This is a genomic window from Bradyrhizobium sp. 192 (assembly GCF_023100965.1).
In the GTDB taxonomy this organism is placed as follows: Bacteria; Pseudomonadota; Alphaproteobacteria; order Rhizobiales; family Xanthobacteraceae; genus Bradyrhizobium; species Bradyrhizobium symbiodeficiens.
In genome coordinates this window covers 2,128,432-2,152,305 of record NZ_CP064690.1, presented here as the reverse complement: position 1 = coordinate 2,152,305, position 23,874 = coordinate 2,128,432, and the positions used below count along the sequence as shown (strand labels likewise).

The following is a 23,874-nucleotide window of genomic DNA, read 5'->3' as shown; positions in this document are numbered from 1 at the left end:
TCGCCGGTTGGAGTTCCCTCAGCATTGCTGATCAAAGGCCGAGAAACTGGACCATTTTTGGCTAAAATTTTCGGTGCTAAATAGTCGTCCGTTAAGAAGGCGAATTGAGCGGGGCTGGACCGGCCAGTACGCGCCATAGTCGGACCAGGAACAGGCACAAGAGTTCTCTGAGCCAGGCTAGGATGCGGCGGAAGTTGTGGCCGACGGCTGAGAGGATGACGTTGGCGGCGTCTCCGGCACGGCCTTTGAGGTAGCAGCGACCGAGGTGACCTTCGGTCTTCATGTGGCCGATGATGGGTTCGATGGCGGAGCGGCGGCGCAGCTCGCGCTTGATGACGCCGAAGACGCTCTTGGCCGGAGATGAAGACGCGACGTGGATTTTGAGCATCGTGGCCGCGGTATCCCTTGTCGACATAGGCCCGCTCGATCGGACATCCGGTGAGCGTCTCGGTGCGGTCGATGACGTTCCGCAAGGTGTGACCGTCGTAGGGATTTTCGGGCAGCGAGCTGGCATGCAGTACGAACAGGCCGTCGGGAGCTCGGCGATTGTTGGTGACGATGGAGGCCTTCACGCCGAACTCGTAAGGGGCTGAGGCCTTGCCTTTGCCGATGCACTCCACCTCCGGGGCATGAAAGGAATAGAGCTTCCAGCCGCGCTGGCGCTGCCGCTGCGAGCGGATTTGCACGGCCCGGCCAAGCGGGAGGGCGAATGCCTCCTCGAGGGCCGGCTGGCCCTCGATCTTGCGGCGGATGATGCGGCCGAGCCGGCTGCGCAGGATGCGCAACTGCCGCTGATGCCGCCCGAACTGTTTGGCATGGGCGTAGCGGCCCGCCATCATCGCAGCGGCCTTGGCCACGCGAGAATAGGATTGCCGGAGCCTGACGCTGTGCCTTCTCGCCAGGCGGTTGAGGCCCTTGATGGCCGCATGAAGCAGCTTGGCGTCGGTCGGGAAGGTGATGGCCTTCGGCTGCAGCGTGGTGTCGACCGTGAGGCGCTTGAGGTCCTGGCTGCGTAAGGCGCCGGCTTCGTGCGCCACCCGCAGGCTCTCCGCCAGCAGCAGCTCCAGCTTGTCGCCGAGCCGCTTGCGCCAATGGCTCAGGTCCGAGCGTTCGTGCGGGAAAGCGTGCCGGAAAAACTCTTCGCCGGTGAAGAACTGGAAATGCGGGTCGTGGACCCAGCGCTCGCACACGCCCTCATCGGACAGCCCGTAAGTGTGCTTGAGCAACAACAGCCCGATCATGAACCGGGTCTCGATCCCCGGCCGGCCGCTCTCGCTGTAGAGCGGCGCGATCTCGCCGTCGATCCAGTCCCAATCGATCTTGCCGGCAAGCAGAACCAGCTCGTGCTTCAGATTGATGATCTGGTCCAGCCGCGCCCGGAATAGATCGTTCGATCCCGTCGTCTTGTGCTTCTTCGGCCGCATCGTTCCCTCCGATGCACCACAGAATCATGGGCCGCAGGGAAAGGGAATCCAAAAGCGAAATTGCAGGGTTTGGCGGCCTCAACCTCCCATTCCCTGCAATCTCAAACCGCCTCGAATCCGAAAAAAAGACTCCTGCTCAATCGCTTAGAACGTTGTTCACGGACGACTAAATACACTCGGCTTGGAGGAGCGACGGACGATGAAGGGCTCGAAGTTTCCGACGCCCAGACGGCGTTCATCCTGAAGCAGGGCAGCGACAGAGTTGTGGTGGCGAGATCTGCCGTAAAGCCGGGATCAGCCACGCGACCTACCTGGAGGAAGCAGTATGCCGACCGAGTTGCGGCGACTGAAGGGAACTCGAGGAGGAGAACGGCAAGCTGAAGGGGTCGCCGATTTGTCGCTCGACAGGGAGATGATGCAGGACGTATTCCGCCGAAAGCTATGAAGTCTGTCGGAAGCGCAAGCTGGTCGACGAGGTCCGCAACAAATGGCAGGTCTTGATCCGCAGGGCCTATGGCGCTCTCGAATTCGACCGCTCGACTACCACTACAAGTCCGTCGCTCCGGCTAGGCTGCCCTCGCAACGCGTTCATCGAGGCCTTCAGGCCGCTTCCGGGCCGAATGCCTCATCGCCCACTGGTTCCTATCCCTTGCGGACCCGAGGCAAACGCGGAGACTTGGCGCAGATAGTACAACCGCGCATCAGAACACGCGCCGTCCGATAACGGATGGAAGGCTTCGATTTCGCCGGCTTCAGCGGCCAGCCGGAGCGTCTTGGGCGCGATCTTCAGGAGCTTTGCGGCGTTGCTGAGGTTAAGCCAGGGTTCGATCCCGTCATCGGCGGGCTTGAACACCGCGATGTGGTAGTTCGAGCGCATTGATGTGACGCGCTCGCGGGTCCAGCGATTGCCGTTGCCGGTCTTGAGGCCGTTTCGGTTGAGGAGGCCGGCAATCAGATCGTCGCTGGCGATCAGCACCAGTTGACGCACGGCTTGGATAACATCGGCAGAGGTGCTGTTGCGCTGTCCGTGAGGCGCCACCCACCCAGTGGACGATGAGAACGATCTCGGACGCCGCATCGTCTATATCGGCCACGACCTCATGGATGAGGGTGCGCACAATGCGCTTTTTGAGACGAGCATCCGTCGTCGGCGCATCCCAGACCGTTTTGAGGTTCGAGGCCAGTGCGCCGAGCGAAGCTGGATCAGCAATAGGTGCGGGTGTCGCCGCATCATGCATAGCGGTCTTGCCTTCGACCTCCGCCGCGTGAGCGAGCGCTCTGTTCCAGCGCGCTTCACGCTCACTCGCCACCAGCCGGTTCGCGGGATCAGCGGCATCGTATTGCCGGAAGGTCCGGTGGGCGGCATAGCGCCCCGCTTCCAGATCGCGACTGCGCGCATAGCGCACCTGATCCCGCCGTTCACTGGCTCCTTCGGCGGCAGCGCTTGCAGCGGCGATAGCGCCTGCGCCGACGACGCCGAGCAGTGCTTCCTCGATTGCATCATCGACGCGCAATCCGCCGAAGGCGATGCAGTGAGGACCGCCATTGTCCATCCAGGCGCGGCTGCAGCTGTAGCGTGGGATATGGTGCTTCAGGCCGGAGTACCGGAGTGTGAGCTTACGGCCGCAGCGCTTGCACCGGATCAGACCGGCCAGCAGCGCGTCTCCGTGCTTGGGCGCGCCGTGATGCCGACCGGTGGGAATGTTGCTGCTGACCATTGTGCGGATCGCCTCGAACCTCTCCCAGCTCACATACCCGTCGTGGGTATTTGGCTTCAGCGCCAGCCATTCGTTCCGCGTCTTGCGGCGGATCCTCACGCTCACGCCCTCGGCGCTGTATCCCGCCGCCACAGCCGTCTTACCATAGGCATAAGCGCCGCCGTAGACCGGGTTCTCAATGATCCGGTGGATGGCGGAGTAACTCGGTCGCCGCCAGGCCGTGTCGCCGTTGGTCTGCTTCACCGGCAGATCGAGATTGTACTCGTGGAGCCAGCAGAGCGCCTGTCGCGCACTGCCCAGTTCCTCGACGTTGTCGAACACCAGTTTAATCGCTTCCTGGACACGCCGATCCGGATCTTTCTCATAATGGTCGCCAGCCTTCACGAAGCCGACGGGCGCCGCCACAACCAACTCGCCCCGGCGGGCCTTCTCGTGGCGGGCCGAGAGCGAGCGCTGGCGCAACAGATCCAGCTCGTACTCGTTGAGGCTGCCCTTGAGCCCGAGCAGCAGGCGATCGTTGCCGTGCCTTGGCGCATAGATGGTCTCCTGATCGACCAGAACGGTGTCGACCACGCGGCACATCTCGATGAGTTGCTGCCAATCCCGGCTGTTGCGGGCGAAGCGCGAGACCTCGCGGGCGCAAACCGCACCAACCTTGCCGAGGCAAACCTCCGCCACCATCCGCTCGAAGCCAGCGCGTTGCACGCCGCCGGCGGCTGAACGACCGAGATCATCATCGATCACTTCGATCTCTGACCACCCGAGTGCCGTCAGCCGGTCCCGCATGGCGTATTGCAATGCGCTGCTCTCGCGATTGTGCAACACCTGATGTGCCGAGGATTGGCGCACGTAAAAAATCGCCTTGCGCTCCAGATGATGAGGCCTGAGTTTGTCAGAGATCATGATCGACCTCCTTCGCGGGCGGCGTCGCTGTCATCGCAGCATGGTCGAGGATCAACTGCGTCATCAGGCTCGTGAGGGCCGCCCGGGCTTCCGCCGGTAGCTCCGGCCATGCTGGCGCGCCGATGGCGCCGTTCGACAGGCCGCTCCCGAACAGATCCATCTGCTGCTGCGGCCGCGGTTGTCGATTGTGTCGGTATCCGCTCCCTGGCATTGCCGTCTGCCGTGACATGGGTCTCTCCCCGATTCTGGTCGTGAGAGGCTCTGGATGCGCTAGAAAACAGGGCAGCTGATGGCGTTCGATCCTTCAACGCCAGATCGAGAAGCGCAGAAAGCGCTGCAAGTGCGGTTATGCTGACAAATGGCCGAGCTGCTAAAAGCTCCGCCCCAGGACATACCGTCCGGTCGAACATCCATGCCGGTACTTCAAGCCAACGATCTGCTTGCGACCCGTCGAGCGTGCAGCGAAAGACGATATCACCGGCCTTGTCGACGGCCCTATGAACGTAAACTTAGCGACCAAACCAGGGATGATGTCGCTAGAGAACCTCGCGAAAACAGTCCTGTGGGCGTTCTCAAACGTCGTTTTATAACGACGAACGGCCGCATGGGGCGATCGACAATCGACCCCCAATTTTGCTGCAAACCACGTCGGCGCAACCAGCCCGCCAACGGTGACCGAAGCGCAACACTCTAGTTCTGCGTGGTCCAAAGTTCGGCCTCGCTGCAAGCCCCCGAGATTACCGCTGGATGAAAACTCGGTGGCAGGCCATTGCTGCCCAAATGAAGTGACGAGGCAGCTCGGCACGCGCGGATTCTCATGGGAAGGTACGACGAGAGCACCCTCTCTGCGGTCCCAATGAGGGTATGATCGGGCTGCTGGCAAGCCGGGTGGCCATTTCCAAATATACAGTGGCCTTCCTTTAAAGCGCGGCTGAGTTCTTCAACGGCCTGTTACACTAGCGCGCGTTAAATGTTGACGTCACCGCCAGCGCTTCTCCTCAGTATCATAAGCACCGGCAAGCGGATCACTTATGGCCATCAGCTCACGCTTGAGCACTTTATTGCTGGAGGTCGTTCTTGGAAGGGCCGGAATGAAACTGATGTATCGCGGGACCTTGAACGCGGCAAGGTTCGCACGAGCATGCTGAACAATCGCCTGCACGGGCAGACCGCCTGGCGTAACGCCTTCCATTAGCTCCACGTAAATTTTGACCTCCTCGCCGCGCTTGCCATCGCGAACCGGCACGGCGGCCACATCCGCAACCTCGGGAATCTCACGGATGACGGCCTCCACCTCGCTCGCAGCGATGTTCTCACTTGAGCGTCGGATCATGTCCTTCGTGCGTCCTACCAGCCAATAAAAGCCGAATTCATCCCGATGCATTAGATCACCAGTCCTGAACCATTCGCCTTCGAACGAGGCAGCATTCGCTTCCGGCCTATTCCAATAGCCCTTGAAGACTCCGCGCCCCTTCACCCACAGCTCGCCGACGTCGCCTATTGGCGTGGGGCTGCCGTCCTCGTTCAGTAGTCGCAAAGCTCGAAACGGCGCGCGCATGCCTGCCGAACCGGAGTCGGCCAGTTCGTCGAGTTCGTTCGTCATCAATGTGGCGAAGCCGATTTCCGTCATGCCGTAAGCGTCCTGGGTGGGCACTCGAAACCGTTTCCAGAATTGGCGTACCGTAACAGGACTCCATCCCCCTTTCATGATCCGCTTCAGGCATGTCGACCCGTCCTCGTTGGCGGCCTCGGCCTGGCGCGCTACGAGCTCAGAAAACTGGCACCACTCGATACGGTGCTGCTTGAGCCAACCGATGAAGCGCGTCGAGCTGAGTTGCGAAGCCAAGTAGAGCGTGCCGCCGTGCCGATACGACCTCAGGAGATGCCATTGTGGATCAAGATAGAAGAACGGCTGCGCAGATAGATAAGTCCGGTACGGTTGTACGTCCCAGCACGCTCCTTGGTACGACATCACGCCCCAGTAGTCGTGCGTCAACGCGCAACCTTTTGGAAAGCCCGTTGTCCCCGAGGTATATTGAATGTTCAACAAGTCGTCTGGGCCGATATCTTCATCTACCGAAGAGCCATCGACGCACTTGAGTAATTCGTCGAGTGTAGTGGCTGTTCCGTAGGCAGGCTGTCCAACAAGAATTGCCCGCTCGCTGGCGAGGTCTTGCGGCCAAGGCTCCATCGCCGAAAACGCTAGCCATGCGGATTCGTCGACGACAGCGAACTTGGCCTGTGTATCGCTGAGAACGTATTCAATCTCCCTCGGCGTGTATCGCATGTTAATCGGGACCATTACTGCACCCAGCTTGGCGATCGCGAACCACAAAATCGGAAATGCGATGCGATTCGGCATCATCACCCCAATGCGATCGCGCTTGCGTACGCCGAACGCACGCAGTGCAAGCGCATATTTGTTCGACAATCCGTCCATCTCAGAGTAGGTAGCGCGCTCGCCGCGCTCAAAGACGTTGATAGCAACCGTTGAGCCGTGCGTTCTGGTCCGCATCGAAACCAGCTGCCCGATCGTGATTGTCTCATATGCTGCCTCTAAGGCCTCGATTTTGCGCGATGCTTTTGCAACGCGCTCTTGCAGCTCGTGTTGTGTCAACTTTGTGGACTTCATAATTGGCAGCCTTTGGGCAGAGTTAAACAAGGCTCTCAACGGGCGCAAACCCTTCCGTTGAGCTTGCCGACCAGTAGAGCGAGCGTCCGGCGCCCCCAGTTTCCTAGAACTGACCCGCCGCATTCGCGAGACGGGTTACGACAGTTGATCAGGCGCGGCATCGTCTCGCGGACGCTAGTCTGGCAGCGCGCAGTTACCCACTCACATACCTTTGTGAACGATCGACGGTTGGACCATGCGGTTCGCAACTTTGTGGCTCTATGTGCCCGTCTGATCGAGACTTCCTGATGACAGCTTAGCAGCTTTCAGTTAGGCAGAGTTTTCGCTGTGCAACTGAAGAATGCGCGGGACGTGAAACCGATTAATCACAATTGCCATTTTCGACACCTGTCCACCTTGATGGGCTAAGTCACGCAGCAAGTTGTACATCATTGTTGGGGGATGCAGGCACTATCTGCTTTGGTGGGATTACACTTGTCCGTACCAACATTAAAAGGCAGCAGAACATGCTTCTAAAGCGCACGTCTTTTGCCCGGCAGTCATGAGCAGCAAGGCCGTCAGTGGCGATTGCAGAAGTAACAAGAGTGCGCCAGAAAGCCGCGCAGCGTCTCGCATCTAGTCTCGCGAACCTGAAGTTCGCCAAGTAAGACCTCCTGGGCTTTGTGGCAGAAGCGTTTGACAGGAGCCAGAATTTGTCTGCGGTTTTGATCCATTTGAAGGATCTCGGCTTTTTGTTGTGCACGTCGATGAAGGTACCGATCTCGCCCTCAAGCTACCTGAGAGTGTGAACATCTCACTGGATCTGCTTTCTCGCGGATTCAGCGGACCTGCGCGAGGCAGCCGCGAACATGCTTGGCAAACGCTCCGCGCACCCTGGAATCGCGCGGCACCGCTCAGGTAGGGACCGAGCAACACAATGACGCCGAACTTGCCTCTCCGAGCACGTCCGCTTCTGCTGACTCAACATCAACGGCGCGATTGGCCTGTCAATCGGCGTTGGACTGGGACCCCCGATCGGCCTTCAAAGGGGGCTCTGACGCATATTCGATGGTCGTGATTGTTTTTATGGCGCGCCAATCAGCCTTGCCTGAAGCAGATAGAGCTTAGCGCGCCCGTACATCTGCCGTTTGACCAGCTTGAGCTTAGTGATCTGCGCTTCCACTTGGCCATTGGACCATGGTTGCGTAATAGTGGCGTGCACCGCGCCCTTAGCCTCTGACCGAACAGCCAGAATAACCGAATCCTCTGAATCACTTACGCCATCAAACACCAAACCACTCGGTAAGAGCGATGAAATTCGAAAGCCTGTCCGCATGGCGCCGATTCTCCGTTGAAGAACCACAGTCGCCGGCGAACTTCATCAGAAATGATGGTGTGGAACGGCCCTTCGAACCGGCATCAAAAGTGCCTAACGTGGTCGCGCAGAGAAGGCGCCACAAAGGAAGGACCGTTCCATGGAGAAGATTATCACGGTGGGTTTGGATTTGGCCAAGTCGATCTTTCAAGTTCACGGCATCGCCGAAAACGGGAAAGTCTTGGTTCGTCGCACATTGCGGCGATCGCAGGTTCTGCCCTTCTTTCGGAGCCTTCCAGCTTGCTTGGTAGGTATGGAGGCCTGTGCGAGTGCCCATCACTGGGCACGCGAGATCGCGGCGCTGGGCCACGCTGTCCGCATGATGCCGCCAGCTTACGTGAAGCCTTACGTCAAACGAAACAAGACCGACGTGGCGGATGCTGAAGCCATTTGTGAGGCGGTCACCCGCCCGACAATGCGGTTCGTACCGGTGAAGACAGCCGAACAACAAGCGGCCAGCATGATTTTGCGAACGCGAGAGCTGCTGATGAGGCAGCGCAGCCAGACTGCAAATGCCCTACGTGCTCATATGGCCGAATTGGGCATTATCGCCGGCACAGGCATGGCAAGCATCGCAAAACTCCTGGTGCTTCTCCGGGACGAAAAAGACAATAGGATCCCCGGCGCCGCCCGCTTTGCCCTGATCCTATTCGCTGAACAGATTGAGCTGCTTACAACCCGCATAGAGAAGCTCGACAGAGAGATTTTGGTTGCCGTCAGAAAGGACCCCGATGCAAGGCGTCTGATGAGCATTCCGGGTGTCGGTCCTCTCATCGCCGCTACCGTTCGGACATCGGTTTTGGACGCTCGCAATTTTGCGACTGCACGAGATTTTGCGGCTTGGACGGGGCTCACACCGAGGGCACAGTCGAGCGGCGGAAAAGAAAGGCTCGGCGCGATATCAAAGCGTGGAAATCGGCAACTACGGACGCTCTTGATCGTTGGTGCGACCTCTATCATTAAGCTTGCTAAACGAGGCTTGAAAGTCCCACTCTGGATTCGGACCATGCTGCAAAGACGGCCGGTCAAAGTCGTATCGGTCGCGCTCGCCAATAAGATTGCGCGCACGATCTGGGCCTTGCTGGTCAGAGGCGGCATCTATCAGGCGCCGGCCGCAATGCTGAAAACCTAATCTTAAGAGCTCTCCGGCGGAAGAAGAAAGCTGCCGAGGAGGCAAGGTGCAAATCTGGATGAACCCCGAATGACGTCATTCCCGGTAGCAATCAGACCGCCTGACTCACTGCGCTTCGAGCGCGAGAAATTGATTGGGCGATTGCTTCCGCGGATATCATCGTGGCCAGCGGCCAGGCGCCGCTTCACAGGCCGAACATATGACCGCACCGTCATCCCTTGTTCAACCAGAGAAAGATCTTGCAGCCCGGGCCGTTCCACATATGAGTCAGAGCCAAATTTGAACACGATGACGTAATTGCGGTCGGCGCTCGTGGCAGACAACCTCCGTTATCGTTGAGCCCTCGCAATCAAATGATTCGAAGGAGCTCCCATGAAGCAGTACGTCGGGCTGGACGTCTCGCAGAGAGAAACCGCCGTGTGCGTTGTCAACGAGACTGGTCAAGTAATCTTCGAAGGAAAAGCCAAGTCTAATCCTGGTGCCTTGACTGACCTGCTTCGCAACATGCGCCTCAAGCCGAGCGTATCGGCTTCGAGACCGGTGCGATGGCGAGTTGGCTATGGCATGAACTCCGCAGGGTTGAGCTTCCGGTGGTCTGCATCGACGCTCGGCATGCGCACGCAGCTTTGTCGGTCCGAATGAACAAGAGCGATCAGAATGATGCGCGAGGGCTTGCCGAACTGGTGCGGGTTGGATGGTATCGAGAGGTAAAAGTCAAAAGTGAGGAAAGCCAGAAGATCCGAGCGATCCTTGTCGCCAGATCTCGGCTAGTGTCCATGCGCCGAGACATCGAGAACCAGGTTCGCAGCTTGATCAAGGAATGTGGATTGCTGTTCCCTCGCGCGATCGGCCAACAATTCCGCAACCAGGTCAGCGAACTCTTGGGCGTCGATCATTTGCTTCTCAGCGTGATATCGCCGCTGCTCTCGATCCATGAGAACGTTTGTCAACAACAAGGTAAGTTCGACAACGAGGTCCGCCGGTTGGCAAAGCTGGACGACACGACGCGTCGCCTGATGACGGTCCCGGGGGTCGGTGTCGTGACGGCCCTAACGTTCCGCCACACGATCGATGACCCCTCGCGCTTCCGATCGGCTTCGACGGTCGGCGCCTACCTAGGCCTTACGCCGAGGCGCAGCCAATCCGGCGAAACCGACACCAACGGAAAGATATCTCGATGGGGCGACCGGCTTCTCCGAACTTACTTGTTCGAGGCCGCCACTGTCCTTCTTTATCGAACCAAAAAGTGGTCTTCCCTAAAGGCCTGGGGCATGAAGCTCGCCAAGCGGATCGGCATGAAGAAGGCAAAGGTCGCCATCGCCCCGAAAGATCGCCGTGATTCTCCACTGCATCTGGGTCGATGGCACATCGTTCGACTGGGGCCAGCCGAAGCCCATCTAATATTTGCTCGCAAGTTCCTGGTCCGGTCCGCCGGACTGGCGATGTCCCGCTGGGACGGTGGTCGTGGTGACCTCGGTCAATCGGCTGGTGGCGGTTCGCCCGCACTCCGCTGCAAACGTTGAGGCGCCCAATCCGGACATCATCATGAGGCGCTCGCGACCTCGGAAAGGACCATGACCCCAGCTACGACATCAACCCAACCCGACGAAGCCGCCAACGACGTCGATTGCCAAGCCCGCTAGGCAATCGTCTCGCCATCCGCGATCGCTCCGTCTCCGCAACCTGACCAGCTCCGACGGAGCAATCGCTACCGGCGTGTCACTGGAGAGAGGAAGAGCTTGACAACAAACCGCAATTAAAGGGCCGATTGACACTCCGATATCGTTCAAGAGACAGGGGCCAAGACGATCCATTATCTCTACGACTTCGGCGACAGCTGGGACCATGTGATCAAACTCGAAAAATGGTTCGACAACACGACGATAGAGGGACTTCCCCTCTTGCTCGAGGCCGCCGGTCGTTGTCCTCCAGAGGACGTCGGCGGTGCGCCGGGCTATGCCGAATACCTCGACGCCATCGGCGACCCCACTCATCCAGAACATGAAAATAAGCGCCTCTGGGGCCCGAACAGTTCGATCCCAACGTTATCGACCGGAAGGCGCTCGAGGCCGCCGTCAACGCATTGTCGGAAATATGGAAGCGGCGCCGGCGCACCACGCGTACAAAATAGACGTCAAGCACCAATCAAATGGGCCTCAGAGCGACGCTTACGGTAGAGCGAAACTCACGGCCGCAACATCAGCATGTGTGTGAAGCGCGTCTCGACTGCTTCCTTTGTCGCCGTGCACGAGGTTGAAGACGCCGCAGGGCAGGCAGGCTTGGTTGAGCCTTTTCGCGGGGATAACAGAAGCAGAGCAGTCTGCCACCTAGTGGATCGAATCTAACACTTGGTGCCCTCTTTTGACGGCTGCGATGATTTTGTCTGGATTGGCCGTCCATGTGAAGGGCTTTGGGTCTGCGAGCCAGGAAGCGGTTGATGGCGGCCTGGAGATCGACGACGGAGTGGAAGACACCGCGCTTCAATCGACGCCGGCTGAGCTTGGCGAAAAAGCCTTCGACGGCGTTGAGCCAGGAGCATGAGGTTGGTGTGAAGTGGAAGACGAAACGCGGGTGGCGATCGAGCCAGGCGCGAACGTTTGGATGCTTGTGGGCGGCATAGTTGTCGAGAATGACGTGGATGATCTTACCGGCCGGAACCTCCGCCTCGATGGCGTTTAGAAATCGAATGAGTTCCTGGTGACGATGGCGCTGCATGTTGCGGCCGATGACCGTGCCGTCGAGGACGTTGAGTGCGGCAAACAGCGTCGTGGTGCCGTGCCGTTTGTAATCGTGTGTCATGGTTCCGAGCCGCCCCTTCTTCAGCGGCAGGCCCGGCTGGGTGCGATCGAGGGCCTGAATCTGGCTCTTCTCGTCAACCGACAGCACGATCGCGTGGGCTGGCGGGTCGACATAGAGCCCGACGACGTCACGCAGTTTGGCGATGAAGTTCGGATCGTTCGAGAGCTTGAATTGTCGACACCGATGAGGCTGGAGCCCGTGCGCCTTCCAGATGCGACGGACCGCGGTGGCACTGATGCCGCTCGCCCGCGCCATCAGGTCGGCTGTCCAATGGGTCGTCTCGGTCGGCGGGTCGGCTAATGTGAGCGCGACCACACGCTCGGCCACCTCCGGGCCGAGCCCAGGGATACGCGAGGGGCGCGTCTTGTCTCGCAGGAGACCATCGACGCCTTGTTCCATGAAGCGTTGCTGCCAGCGCCAAACGCAGGTCTTGGATGTGCCGGTCCGGCGCATGATCTCGTTGGTGCCGACGCGGTCGGCGCTCAGAAGCACAATGTCCGCTCGCCAAACGTGCTTCTGCGACGCGTTACGGTCCTTGGTGATCGCTTCGAGCCTACGGCGATCTGGTCGTGTGATCTTGATTGAAATCCCGGTGCGCATGCGCAAGACTCGCACGCGCGCCACCTAAAGGGAATCCCAAAAGGGACTCTTTTGTTAGACAACGTCCACTAGCGCATAGCGCACGAAACAACTAAACTTACGCCGCAACGCGCACAATTGCTGCGCTAAAAAGCCAGACTTCGAAGAAATTCATCTCTGCGGGCCGCTACTGTACTTCGAAAACCAAAAATGCAGAATTCCAGACGGATTCAATCTCGAGGCGGAGCGCAGGGAATGGCCCCTTTGGTAAACCGCAGACGGCTCATGCAGGCGAGTTCGTCGGCTCTCGCACTTGGTGCACTGAATTCCACCCTTGGTCGCGCCTTTGCACGGCCCACCGACGAACTGCGGGTCGCTGTCGGCGGGGGTGATTGGGGCAAGGCCAACATCGAGGCCTATGTGAAGCCATTCCAGGCCGAAACAGGAATCAAGGTGACCTCGATCACCGATGATTCCACACTGACGCAAGTTGAGCTGATGGTCACCACAAAAAACGTTACCGTCGATGTCATGGACCTCAGCGCAAATTCAACGCGTGTCGCGAGTGGGAAAGGCTATCTCGAAGAGATCGACTATTCCATCTACAAGAAAGAAGAACTCGAAGGGATCGTAGACTTTGCTAATGACCCATTCGGCGTTGGAGCGCTCATCTACGCGAATGTGATGGTCTACAATACCCAAAAATTTCCGGCAGATCGGCCGCGGCCAGCTTCCTGGGCGGAGTTCTGGGACGTCAAGGCGTTCCCTGGTGTCCGCGTGCTCCAGTCAGGCCAACGCGGCTCTGAGGGACCCTGGGAGGAAGCCCTGTTGGCCGACGGTGTTCCTGCTGACGCGCTCTACCCGATGGACATCGACCGCGTCTTTGCCAGCCTGGACAAGATAAAGCCGCACGTCCGCAAATGGTGGACGGTTGGATCCGAGATCCAGCAGATCATGCACGACAAGACCGCTGACCTCGTCAATGCCTTTGATGGTCGCGTCACGCTGTTGATGGACCAGGGGGCGCCACTTGAGATCAATCGAAAGAATTCCAAACTGATATGGGACTACTGGACGATCCCGAAGGGGAGCCCTAATGCGGCAAACGCGCAGAAGTTCATCGAATTCGCCACTCGCGCGGACCGACAGGCGGCCTTTGCCCAGCGGATGTCCTACGGCCCGACCAACCGAAACGCGTTCAAAACGATTCCGGAGAATGTGGCCCGCAAACTCTCCAGCTATCCCGATTATTTGGCAACCAGCGTTCCTCTTAAGACGAGCTGGTACAGCGAGATTGGTGCGGGCGGCCTCTCAAACGCCGAGCGCCTGCGTCAACGCTGGAACGAATGGGTTCTGCTCTGATACATGCCGCCCATGATGCGAACGATCAGAGTGCTCCAGCCATGTACCTCAAGGATCTATCTATCGGATAGTTGAGTTTCCGAGTTCGCGCACACTCCAATATCCCGGTCCATATCAGCGGAGCAACAATTGATCCCGGCGCAGATCGAATTCAGCAGTATCACAAAGACCTATGGTCCCATCGCCGCGCTGAGGGATGTGTCTCTGATCGTTTATCGTGGCGAATTCCTGACCATTCTAGGCCCCAGCGGTTCGGGCAAGACGACAACTCTGATGCTTCTCGCCGGCTTCGAAGCGCCCACCAAGGGAAATATCACGATCTGCGGGAAATCGGTCGTGGCAGCCCCTCTTACCGTCGCGATCAGGGCATTGTGTTCCAGAGCTACGCCCTGTTTCCGCATCTCACGGTTCGCCGGAATCTCGAGTTTCCGCTCGAGATGCGCGGTATCAAGGCAGCCGAGCGGAGAGCGAGAGTTGACCGTATCCTTGAACGCGTCCACCTCAGCGATTTTGGTGACCGCATGCCGTCGCAGTTGAGTGGCGGTCAGCAGCAACGCGTGGCACTTGCCCGCGCGGTCATTGCCGACCCGCCGATCCTGCTGCTTGACGAGCCGCTCGGTGCGCTCGATCGCAATCTGCGCGAGCAAATGCAGGGCGAAATCAAGAACCTACACAAGGAATTTGGAATTACCACCGTCTGCGTCACCCACGATCAGGAGGAGGCGCTCACGATGTCGGATCGCATCGTCGTTATGCGCGATGGCCAAATCGAGCAGACTGATACGCCCGAGGCGCTCTACGATTGTCCGGCGACCCGCTTTGTCGCCAATTTTCTCGGCGAATCCAATTGCCTTGAAGACGCTTGTTTCAAGATTGAAACCGCTGGAGCACGGCCAGCGGGCACGATCCCTATGATCCGGCCTGAACGTGTCCGTCTCACCGCTGTTGCATAATTGAATTGCGCTGATGCCGCGCTGCGCCAGTTCGTGACCGGCACGGTGGCCGACATGGTCTATGCGGGAGCTTTACGCAAATACCGGGTACGTGTCGGCAGTAGCGCGCTCGTCGTCCGCGAGCATGTTGCAGCGGGCCAGGATGTCTTCAGGCCCGGGGATGAAGTCCAGCTCCACTGGTTGCGATCCGACGTGCGTTTCGTCGCAAAATAACGGGGGGGAGCAGCCCATGGAACGGCTTAAACGTCAAGGCCGAATGCCTATCGGCCTGACGGTGCCAGCCTTCGCAATCTTGCTTGTTGTGTTCGGCATACCCATCTTTCTACTCTTCTTGACCAGCCTCAACGCGCCTGACTTCTCGCTGGTCAATTACCAGGCATTTCTTCGTCAGCCGGCGAATGTCCGCGTGCTCTTCCAGACGATTGAAGTGAGCATGGTGGCCACCACCATCTGCATCATCATCGGTTATCCCACGGCTTATCTGATCACTGCCGTCTCGAAGGGCCTGCACACCGTGCTCCTCATATTCGTCGTCATTCCGTATCTGACCAGTCTGTTGGTGCGCACTTATGCGTGGATTGTGATCCTCGGGGACCGCGGCCTCATCAACAACCTGCTGCTTGATTTGCACCTGATCTCCAGCCCATTGCAGCTCATCTACAGTCGCATGGCCGTCTATGTTGGGATAGTGCATATCATGCTGCCCGTAATGGTTTTGCCGCTGGTCAGCGTGATGATTGGCATAGACAAGTCGCTGATGGTAGCCGCTCGCAGTATGGGAGCCACCCCCCTTGCCGCCTTCTGGCGTGTCTTCTTTCCAATGAGCCTACCGGGTGTTCGCAGCGGTTCATTGCTCGTCTTCGTCCTCTGCCTCGGCTTCTACATCACACCAGCGGCCCTGGGGGGTTACGTGACGCCATGCTGTCGAATTTCATTGCCGCGCAGGTCGCAAGCTCCTTCAACATGGCATCCACTGCGACCTCGGCTTTCATTCTCCTGGGCATCGCCGCGGTCGTGCTCTCAATTGTTGGCCTCGATCTTTCTGCGACGCGAGTCTCCGCAACCCGGTTGTTCGGTCGAGTGGCCTGGAGCCGCAGACTTCCATCATTCGGCTCCCTGACATTCTATCTCGAAGAGTTGGCGTGTCCTTATCGTGCGAAGCGCTGGACGGCCAGGCTCTACCAGGCGCGCGGCGAGAGCCCTTGGTGGGCAATCGTGGGCGTGTGTTTGTTGGACTGGTCATGTCCTACCTGCTGTTTCCTAGCGTCGTGGTCGTTATTATGTCCTTCAGCGACGGCACATTCCTGGAATTCCCACCCTCGCGCATTTCGCTGAAATGGTACCGGTCCTTCTTCGGCGATCCATCCTGGACCGAGGCGGCCTGGACCAGCACCCAAATCGCGATTGTGGTCGCTGTCCTCTCGACGGTTGTCGGGACGCTTGCGGCTTATGGCCTCAACCGTAGCTCTTCGCGGTTGCGGAGCTTCCTTACTACGGTGATCCTGGCACCAATTACATTTCCAAGCATCGTTGTTGGCATTGCAGCCTATCTCGGACTGCTCAATTTGGGGCTGATCGGCACGCAAACCGGTATCATTCTGACCCACAGCATCGGCGCGTGCGCCTATGTCGTGGTGATCGTCTCGGCGACGCTGGCAAATTTCGACCGACGGCTGGAGCAAGCAGGGCAAAGCATGCGGGCTGGGCCGCTGCAAACCTTCAGGCGGATAACGTTGCCGCTTATACGGCCGGGCGTGATCGGGGGTGCCTTGTTCGCCTTCATCCATTCATTCGACGAGGTGGTGAAGACGTCCCTGGTAAGTGGGTTCTTTGAAGATGTGGGAGAACATGCGAAACCAAATCGATCCGACGATCGCCGCGGTGGCATCGCTGCTCATATTGTTGCCCGTACTTTGGCTAATCGCCATCTACGTCACGGGTTGGCGGCCAAAGCCGAGCGCTCATGGCGCGGTTCCCGAGCCGGAAGCGTGAGCGGAGCAGCTGGGACGCATTCTCGATGGTTTTGGCCTGGATCCAAGCCGCAAAGAAGTTCGCCAGTAATAGATGGCCGTCTTGGGTCAGTATTGATTCGGGATGAAACTGCACGCCGTAGGTCGGTTGCTCTCGATGGGCGAGAGCCATGATCTCGTCCTCTTCGGAGCGCGCCGTCACCGCAAGATCAGGCGCGCACGAACCGTCTCGAGTTTGACAATGAGGGAATGGTAGCGGCCGACGCGAAGTGGAGAGGGGACTCCATCGAACAATCCTCGACCGCCATGCGCGATGGATGAGGATCGGCCGTGCATTGGACGGCGTGCACGTCCCACACTTGCGCCGAAAACACTCGCGATACACTGATGTCCGAGGCAAATCCCGAGAATTGGAACGAAACCTGAGAGCTCCCGGACGACGGCAGTCGATATTCCGGCCTCCGTTGGAGTGCATGGGCCGCCGATATGACAACGGCGCTTGGCTTGAGGTCAGCAAGATCGCTGATGCCGATGGCGTCGCTTCGGATTACCTCGGTTGATTCGCCAAGCTTGTGGAAGTAGCGGGCAATATTGAAAACGAAAGAGTCGTAGTTATCGATAATAAGGATCACGATGCACCATGACTGTCATCCTCAAATGCATGGAAGATGCGTTGCGCCTTGGCGATCGTCTCGTCGTATTCGGCCCCGGGGTCTGACATCGCCGTTATGCCGCTGCCTGCGTGAAATACCGCCAGATCATCGCTGAGCGTGACGGTGCGGATTGCAATGTTCGTGTCCATGTGCCCGCTGAAGCCAATGAAGCCAATCGAGCCGCAATAGACTTCTCGTGTGACCTTGCCCCTCGGGCATAATCCAGTTTGAAGTTCGTTCTGGCCCAAGCCGAGGACCAGAGCATGAAGCGCAAGCGGTTTACGGAAGAACAGATCATCGGGATTCACGCTGCCGCAGCGCAGCGACTTGGTCGTCACAGGGAAATGCGTCTGCGGGGGTGGCGAAGTCGCTCGTCGTCACAAATTATACCCCACCTCGTTGGCGACAACGCGTGCACGATGCGGCTGGCATCGAGACTTCAATCGCGCGGTTTCGATATCCGAGGAATTCGGCCCGCTGCCGTGCCGGAGGGCACCGCTCGCCTGCGAATATCACTGACAAACAACGTAGCGGAGGATGACGTGCGTGCAATGCTCGATGCTTTGTTCGAGGAGACAACAGGTGAAGCGCGATGAGCCGGCAGATCGTTGTGGTAGGCACGGATACCAGCATCGGGAAGACGGTCTTCTCAGCCGGGCTCGCCAATCTTCTTGGGGTGAACTATTGGAAGCCCGTTCAGGCCGGCCTGGAAGGTGAGACCGACGCCCAGCTCGTCGAGCGACTGGGCTGTCTGGACGCGGATCGGATCCTTCCGGAGCTCTATCGACTTCAAACGCCCGCCTCCCCTCATCATTCGGCGGAGATGGAAGGCATTCGGATCGATGTCGATTTGCTCAAGCTACCGGAGAAGAACGAGCGGCCGCTCGTGATTGAGGGCGCCGGTGGCGTGATGGTCCCGCTGAACTACGGCAGACTTTACATTGATGATGCTTTTGAGCAATGGCAGGTTCCCGTCGTTCTGTGCGCAAGCACTCGGTCAGGCACGATCAATCATTCACTGCTCTCGCTCGAGGCGCTTCGAAGGCGCCAGAAGCTTTCTCCCCTGACGTCCGAGAGCCTCGAGCTCGCTTTCAAGGAATCCTTTCTCCGCGATGATTTCCTGACCTTATGATGCAACGGAGGCGCTCGCCAATTTGGCATCCGTTCACCCAACACGCACTTCAGGGTGAGATGACAAGAATTGTTGGCGGTGAGGGCGCCTATGTCTATACCGATGATGGTCGCCGTATCATCGATGCAATCTCGTCCTGGTGGATTGTGACTCACGGTCATTGCCATCCGCATATCGTGCGCGCGATCCAGGAGCAGGCCGGCAAGCTCAATCAGGTCATCTTCGCTGGCTATACGCATGATCCGGCCGAGGATGTCGCCGCGCAGATTCTACAATTCACACCTAGTGGACTGGATTATGTGTTCTTCTCCGATAGCGGCTCCACGAGCGTGGAAGTTGCGGTGAAGATGGCGCTCGGCTATCGGCTCAATATCGGCAGACGTCGCACGAATGTTGCGGTGATGCAACACTCCTAGACGGCGACGCCATAGGAGCGATGTCGGTCGGCGCCCGTGGCGTGTTCAGCACGGCGTACGAGCCCCTGCTGTTCGATGTGAGCGTAATCCCATTTCCTGCAGTGGGGCGTGAGCAGACGACGCTCGACGTGCTCGCGTCTGTATGTCGGACCAAGCGCCCAGCCTGCTTCATAGTTGAGCCGCTGATATTGGGAGCGGGCGGAATGCTGATGTACCCGGCCTGGGTACTCAAGGAGATGAAGCGAATCTGCGAGTCCTTGGACGTCCTGTTCGTTGCCGACGAGGTGATGACGGGGTGGGGCCGCACCGGCACTCTATTCGCCTGCGAGCAGGCAAACATTACGCCTGATATTGCCTGCTATTCAAAAGGCCTGACTGGCGGGGCTTTGCCACTCGCGGTGACGTTGTGCCGGGCCGATATATTCAAAGCGCACTATCGAGAGATCGTGCGCGCACATTTTTTCATTCGAGTTCGTATACGGCCAATCCCATCACATGCGCAGCTGCAAGGGCCAATCTTGAGCTCTGGAAGGACGGAGAGCTGCGCGAACGCGTAAGGTCGATTGCAAACTTGCAGGAGCGCGCTATCGCGCCACTTCGTACCGACTCTCGATTTGACAATGTCCGTCAGACGGGGACCGTCTGCGTGTTCCAGCCGATCGTGATCACGGATTCCAGGCCATCGTGATCACCCATTCCAGAGCATCGTGATCACGGTTTCCAGCGGATCGTGATCGCTATTTCCAGCGATCGCGATCGGGGCAGGAGGCGCGCGCCGCTGACAGTCTGCAACCCGGGTAGCTTGGTCTTTTGCCTAACCGCAGAGGATCGAGATGCCGACCGAGAGACTGTCCATGCGCCACATCCATGAAGTTCTACGCCTACACTACAGCGTCGGCGTGTCGCAACGCGCCGTTGCCCGCAGCCTCGGCTTGGCCCAGGGCACGGTCAGCAAGTACCTCAACCGAGCCCGCCGCGCCGGTCTGACCTGGCCGCTGCCGCCGGAGCTGGACGACGACGTCCAGCTCGAACCGCCTGTTTCCGCCGCCTTCTGATCGGCCCAGCGACGAGCGTCCGCATCCAGACTGGGCGCTCGTGCATCGCGAGCTGCGGCGCCCGAACGTCACGCTGATGCTGTTGTGGGAGGAGTATTGCGACGCAAACTCCGACAGCTTCAGCTATGCGTGGTTCTGCGAACGCTACAAGGAGTGGACCGGCCGCCTCAAGCCGACCCTGCGCCAGGTCCATGTCGCCGGCGAGAAGCTGTTCGTCGACTATTCCGGCCATACCATGGAGGTGGTTGACGGGCTCAGCGGCGAGGTGCGGAGCGCGCAGATCTTCGTCGCCGTGCTCGGCGCCTCGAACTACACCTATGCCGAAGCCAGCTTCAGCCAGAGCTTGCCGGACTGGATCGCCTCGCACGCTCGGGCCTTTGCCTATTTCGGCGGCGTGGCGCGGCAGACGGTGAGCGACAATCTCAAGGCCGGCATCACCCGGGCTTGCTTTCACGAACCGATGGTCAACCGGACGTATGCAGATCTCGCCCGCCATTACCGCACCGCCATCGTCCCGGCGCGACCGTATCGTCCACGCGACAAAGCCAAGGTCGAAGTCGGGGTCCAAATCGTCGGACGATGGATTCTCGCGCGTCTGCGCAACCGCCGATTCTTCTCCCTCGCCGCCCTCAACGAGGCGATCCACGCGCTCCTGGTCGAGCTGAACGACCGACCTCTCCGGAGTTGGGGACGAAGTCGGCGCGACCTGTTCGAAGAGCTCGATCGTCCGGCGCTCACTCCCTTGCCGGATGAACCGTACCAGTATGCCGAGTGGAAGCGCTGCCGGGTCAACCTCGATTATCACATCGAGATCGCCAAGCATTATTACAGCGTCCCTCACAACCTCGTGCGTCAAGAGGTCGAGACCCGCGTCACCCAAAAGACCGTCGAGATTTCCTGCGCGGCAAGCGGGTGGCGTCGCATCTACGCAGCACCTTGCAGCATCGCCCGACGACGATTGCCGAGCATATGCCGAGCTCGCATCGTCGTTATCGCGACTGGACCCATGAGCGTATTCGTTCCGAAGCCGCCAAGGTAGGCCCCGACGTCGACACCCTGGTCGACGTCATCCTGCGGTCGCGACCGCACCCGGAACAGGGCTTCCGCTCCGCCATCGGCATTCTCGGGCTAGTCAAGCGCTATGGCCAGGAGCGCGTCGATGCCGCCTGCGCCCGCGCCCTTCTACTCAACGCCCGTTCGTACAAATCGGTCGCCGTCATCCTCAAGAACGGCACCGACAGGACCGCTCCGCCCACCGACGAAACGCCCATTCTCTTCCACGCCAACATCCGCGGCCGCAGTTACTACAATTGATCAGGAGATCAGCATGCTCGTTCACCCCACCGTCGATCGCTTGCGCGCCCTCGGCCTCGCCGCCATGGCCGATGGCCTCACTGAACTGCAGAACAATCCCGAGGCAGCCGGGATGCCGAACGCCGATTGGCTCGGTCTCCTCGTCGATCGCGAGGTCACCGCCCGCGACAATCGTCGCATCACGCGTCGCTTGACCAGCGCCAAGCTCCGTCAAGCCGCCACCATCGAGAACGTCGACTATCGTACCGCCCGTGGTCTCGACCGCTCGCTCTTCCAGAACCTCGGAACCTGCCAGTGGATCCGCGATGCCAATCACCTGGTCATCGTCGGCCCAACCGGCACAGGCAAGTCCTGGCTTGCCTGTGCGCTCGGCAACAAGGCCTGCCGCGACGGCTTTTCCGTCCTCTACAAGCGGGCACCCCGCCTGTTCGCAGATCTCGCGCAGGCGCGTGGCGAAGGCCGTCTGGCGCGCCTGATCGCAGCCCTTGAGCGCGTCAACCTGCTCATCCTTGATGACTGGGGACCCGAACCGCTCACCGCCGACCAGCGCCGTGATCTGCTCCAGATCGTCGATGATCGTTACGACAAGGGATCGTTGTTGATCACTAGTCAGGTGCCCGTGTCGCAATGGCATGATGTCATTGCCGACCCCACCCTCGGCGATGCGATATTGGATCGCATCATTCACAATGCTCATCGCATCGAGCTCAAGGGCGACAGTCTGCGGCGTCAAGCCGGCGAAAAGAAAAAGCCCTGAGCACCTCGCGCACGATCGTCCCGCCGGACCACAGGCCCCTCCCGCGCGCGCCGCTGCGTCGCTCGTGGGGGCACTCCGCGCCGCGCACGGGGCCCTCCCATGGACCGCCAGAACGATCTTCGAACCACTCCGCCAGCCTTGACGAGGAGGCCGCTTCTAGCACAAATAAACTCGTCAGTCGTGTTCGTCTCCAGTGATCGCCATCATCTGGAATCCGTGATCACCATCGTCTGGAACGCCTGATCACCATCCCTGGAATGCGCAGACCGTCACAGCGCTCGAGCTGAAATCCGCTGATAGCGGTTATCTCGCGAGCATTGGTCCCAGTCTTCAGCGCTTGTTTAGCGACCGCAATCTGCTGCTGCGCCCCCTTGCAAATACGATTTATGTGATGCCGCCTTATTGTACGACAGCGGGAGATCTTGACCAAATCTACGCCGGCATCAGGGAAGCCGCCGACTTGCTGGCCTGATGGAATGCTGCAATTTGAGCCCCAAGAACGCGAATCCTCATCCAAAATCAGAGGCTTCTGCTCGGCGAGGTGAAACTGCGCCTTTACATACGCGCATCGCGTCAATCGGTATGAATCCATCGAAGATCGGATGAACGTCGCAGGATCTATTCGCGGCCGCGCCGTTTATTGCACCAATCGCGACTTAACTAAGGGTAAAACCTGCCCGGACTGGTGGAGCTTGTCGATGGCCTTCGAGCCACACTGGCAAGAGGTGATGCGGGCCCAGTGCGCTTAGATGCTCTGCGTCACCCGAGTAACACGCGCGGCGAGCAGAGCGGGGGCGATTTAACAGGTTGAAAGTGCCGAAGGCATAACGTCTACAGGAGGCGAGAATGCGCAATGGCTTCGATAATTCCCGCCAAGGCTCAGCTCGGTGCTGCGCTATTTGCGGGGGACAGTTTGGGCTGGTCCGCTACTACAATTGGCGAAAGGCTCTTTGCTCCAGAAAATGCGTCGATCGCCTCTAGGCGCGGCAGCTAGCTGAGCTCGAATGGTACGTTGGCCCCGAGCTGCGTCATAGTGGTGCGTCGTTCGCCTGCAGGATCACGGATGGAGAGTGATCGCATAAATGTTGGTTGAGGTACGCCGTTGGCGAGACTGTCCAAAAGACGATGATGCTGAATCGTGCGCCGCGCGGGAAGGTATCACGTGGCCGCAAGCAGATCGAGTCGGCCTTAATGCCGTCCCGCTATCGAGAGATTGGCACGGAAACACCAGGTTCTACAGATGTCAGCGACCATCATCGATTTCAATGCTTTTAGGCCGAATAGGCCCGTTGCGGATAGCGTAACACGCGACCGCCCGTCCACGACCGCAGCCGAAGGCGTGCTTGCTGGCCTCTTCTTCTATCCTGTCTTCCTGGCTTGGCTGCCGTTTTGCCTGATGGCGCTGCCTGCGCGGATCGAGAGACCACTTGAACGTACGCCTGAACCGTAGGTCGAATCGCGGCAACTCACAACGTCCTCAACGGCCGACCTGACAACCTCAACCCATTTTCACGTGTTGAGTGTTAGAAATGATGTTTGTGTCAGCAATCTGAGGAGACGCAGCTTCCCGGAAAGCGCCACGCACGCTGGTACGTGGCATGGCCGGCAATACGACCCGTTCACCCGGACAGCAGCTAACGTTTTCGAACTACAGCCGGCCGAGAGGACAACACTACGGCCAAAACCCAAATATGGCGATCGCGAGACACGGACTCGCCGCC

The 23,874-nt window shown here is 59.1% G+C and carries 15 protein-coding genes and 11 pseudogenes; 15 read left to right on the top strand and 11 right to left on the bottom strand.

Features of this window, described 5'->3' with window-relative positions; genetic code table 11:
* Positions 1-91: 91 nt before the first annotated feature.
* Positions 92-1,424, bottom strand: a pseudogene (locus tag IVB24_RS09855) (IS5 family transposase).
* Between the two features lie 237 nt (positions 1,425-1,661).
* On the opposite strand from IVB24_RS09855, the pseudogene IVB24_RS09850 reads away from it, so the two are divergent.
* A pseudogene (locus tag IVB24_RS09850) lies at positions 1,662-1,980 on the top strand (IS3 family transposase); the annotation flags it as partial.
* 69 nt (positions 1,981-2,049) lie between these two features.
* Here IVB24_RS09850 and IVB24_RS09845 read toward each other — a convergent pair.
* From IVB24_RS09845 to IVB24_RS09820, 6 genes and pseudogenes are all read right to left on the bottom strand, one after another.
* The gene (locus IVB24_RS09845; protein WP_247774291.1) at positions 2,050-2,301 is read right to left on the bottom strand and encodes a hypothetical protein; all 252 of its coding nucleotides are present in this window, start codon (positions 2,299-2,301) and stop codon (positions 2,050-2,052) included.
* A complete protein-coding gene (locus tag IVB24_RS09840) occupies positions 2,258-4,045 on the bottom strand; it encodes a recombinase family protein (protein ID WP_247772780.1) in 1,788 nt (595 codons plus the stop codon). The genes IVB24_RS09845 and IVB24_RS09840 overlap by 44 nt, the downstream gene beginning before the upstream one ends.
* Positions 4,035-4,205: a hypothetical protein gene (locus IVB24_RS09835; RefSeq protein WP_247314190.1), complete on the bottom strand. Its 171-nt coding sequence runs from the start codon at positions 4,203-4,205 to the stop codon at positions 4,035-4,037. Before IVB24_RS09835 ends, IVB24_RS09840 begins: the two co-directional genes overlap by 11 nt.
* 819 nt (positions 4,206-5,024) lie before the next feature.
* Positions 5,025-6,677 carry a class I adenylate-forming enzyme family protein gene (locus IVB24_RS09830; protein ID WP_247772779.1) on the bottom strand — a complete coding sequence of 551 codons (1,653 nt, stop codon included), beginning with the start codon at positions 6,675-6,677 and terminating at the stop codon, positions 5,025-5,027.
* Positions 6,678-7,309: 632 nt separating this feature from the next.
* Positions 7,310-7,500, bottom strand: a pseudogene (locus IVB24_RS09825) (IS630 family transposase); the annotation flags it as partial.
* Positions 7,501-7,740: 240 nt separating this feature from the next.
* Positions 7,741-7,992, bottom strand: a complete 252-nt coding sequence (locus tag IVB24_RS09820) for a hypothetical protein (protein WP_247772778.1) — start codon at positions 7,990-7,992, stop codon at positions 7,741-7,743.
* A gap of 139 nt (positions 7,993-8,131) precedes the next feature.
* Here IVB24_RS09820 and IVB24_RS09815 point away from each other — a divergent pair, with 139 nt between their 5' ends.
* The 4 genes from IVB24_RS09815 (at position 8,132) to IVB24_RS09800 (ending at position 11,340) form a co-directional block, all read left to right on the top strand.
* Positions 8,132-9,163, top strand: a complete 1,032-nt coding sequence (locus IVB24_RS09815; protein ID WP_247772777.1) for an IS110 family transposase — start codon at positions 8,132-8,134, stop codon at positions 9,161-9,163.
* A gap of 372 nt (positions 9,164-9,535) precedes the next feature.
* Positions 9,536-9,805 (top strand): IS110 family transposase, encoded by a 270-nt coding sequence (locus tag IVB24_RS09810; protein WP_247774290.1) that lies wholly within the window; start codon positions 9,536-9,538, stop codon positions 9,803-9,805.
* Positions 9,709-10,686, top strand: coding sequence for an IS110 family transposase (locus IVB24_RS09805; RefSeq protein WP_247772776.1), 978 nt, complete (start codon positions 9,709-9,711; stop codon positions 10,684-10,686). The genes IVB24_RS09810 and IVB24_RS09805 overlap by 97 nt, the downstream gene beginning before the upstream one ends.
* 324 nt (positions 10,687-11,010) lie before the next feature.
* Positions 11,011-11,340, top strand: a complete 330-nt coding sequence (locus IVB24_RS09800) for a plasmid pRiA4b ORF-3 family protein (RefSeq protein ID WP_247772775.1) — start codon at positions 11,011-11,013, stop codon at positions 11,338-11,340.
* Here IVB24_RS09800 and IVB24_RS40185 read toward each other — a convergent pair.
* Positions 11,332-11,412 carry a hypothetical protein gene (locus tag IVB24_RS40185; RefSeq protein WP_346771377.1) on the bottom strand — a complete coding sequence of 27 codons (81 nt, stop codon included), beginning with the start codon at positions 11,410-11,412 and terminating at the stop codon, positions 11,332-11,334. The two genes, IVB24_RS09800 and IVB24_RS40185, sit on opposite strands and share 9 nt — an antisense overlap.
* Positions 11,413-11,490: 78 nt before the next feature.
* A pseudogene (locus IVB24_RS09795) lies at positions 11,491-12,562 on the bottom strand (IS630 family transposase).
* Between the two features lie 234 nt (positions 12,563-12,796).
* Between IVB24_RS09795 and IVB24_RS09790 the strand changes: the two are divergent.
* From IVB24_RS09790 to IVB24_RS09775, 4 genes and pseudogenes are all read left to right on the top strand, one after another.
* Positions 12,797-13,903 carry an ABC transporter substrate-binding protein gene (locus IVB24_RS09790; RefSeq protein WP_247772774.1) on the top strand — a complete coding sequence of 369 codons (1,107 nt, stop codon included), beginning with the start codon at positions 12,797-12,799 and terminating at the stop codon, positions 13,901-13,903.
* 129 nt (positions 13,904-14,032) lie between these two features.
* Positions 14,033-15,069 (top strand): annotated as a pseudogene (locus tag IVB24_RS09785) (ABC transporter ATP-binding protein).
* 16 nt (positions 15,070-15,085) lie between these two features.
* Entirely contained in the window at positions 15,086-15,976 is an 891-nt protein-coding gene (locus IVB24_RS09780) for an ABC transporter permease (RefSeq protein ID WP_247772773.1), read from the top strand.
* Positions 15,977-16,097: 121 nt separating this feature from the next.
* Positions 16,098-17,000: an ABC transporter permease gene (locus IVB24_RS09775; RefSeq protein ID WP_346771362.1), complete on the top strand. Its 903-nt coding sequence runs from the start codon at positions 16,098-16,100 to the stop codon at positions 16,998-17,000.
* On the opposite strand, the pseudogene IVB24_RS09770 reads toward IVB24_RS09775, so the two are convergent.
* Both IVB24_RS09770 and IVB24_RS09765 read right to left on the bottom strand, forming a co-directional pair.
* A pseudogene (locus IVB24_RS09770) lies at positions 16,903-17,458 on the bottom strand (aminodeoxychorismate/anthranilate synthase component II); the annotation flags it as partial. The gene IVB24_RS09775 and the pseudogene IVB24_RS09770 overlap by 98 nt on opposite strands.
* Positions 17,455-17,685 (bottom strand): annotated as a pseudogene (locus IVB24_RS09765) (chorismate-binding protein); the annotation flags it as partial. The pseudogenes IVB24_RS09765 and IVB24_RS09770, both read right to left, overlap by 4 nt.
* Positions 17,686-17,814: 129 nt before the next feature.
* Between IVB24_RS09765 and IVB24_RS09760 the strand changes: the two are divergent.
* The 6 genes and pseudogenes from IVB24_RS09760 to IVB24_RS09735 form a co-directional block, all read left to right on the top strand.
* Positions 17,815-18,075: pseudogene (locus IVB24_RS09760) on the top strand (8-amino-7-oxononanoate synthase); the annotation flags it as partial.
* Positions 18,072-18,611: a dethiobiotin synthase gene (gene bioD / locus IVB24_RS09755; protein WP_247772772.1), complete on the top strand. Its 540-nt coding sequence runs from the start codon at positions 18,072-18,074 to the stop codon at positions 18,609-18,611. The pseudogene IVB24_RS09760 and the gene bioD, both read left to right, overlap by 4 nt.
* Positions 18,608-19,670, top strand: a pseudogene (locus IVB24_RS09750) (adenosylmethionine--8-amino-7-oxononanoate transaminase); the annotation flags it as partial. The gene bioD and the pseudogene IVB24_RS09750, both read left to right, overlap by 4 nt.
* Before the next feature lie 190 nt (positions 19,671-19,860).
* A pseudogene (istA, locus tag IVB24_RS09745) lies at positions 19,861-21,396 on the top strand (IS21 family transposase).
* Between the two features lie 13 nt (positions 21,397-21,409).
* The gene (istB, locus tag IVB24_RS09740; RefSeq protein WP_247772771.1) at positions 21,410-22,153 is read left to right on the top strand and encodes an IS21-like element helper ATPase IstB; all 744 of its coding nucleotides are present in this window, start codon (positions 21,410-21,412) and stop codon (positions 22,151-22,153) included.
* A gap of 265 nt (positions 22,154-22,418) precedes the next feature.
* Positions 22,419-22,625, top strand: a pseudogene (locus IVB24_RS09735) (adenosylmethionine--8-amino-7-oxononanoate aminotransferase BioA); the annotation flags it as partial.
* Between the last annotated feature and the right edge of the window lie 1,249 nt (positions 22,626-23,874).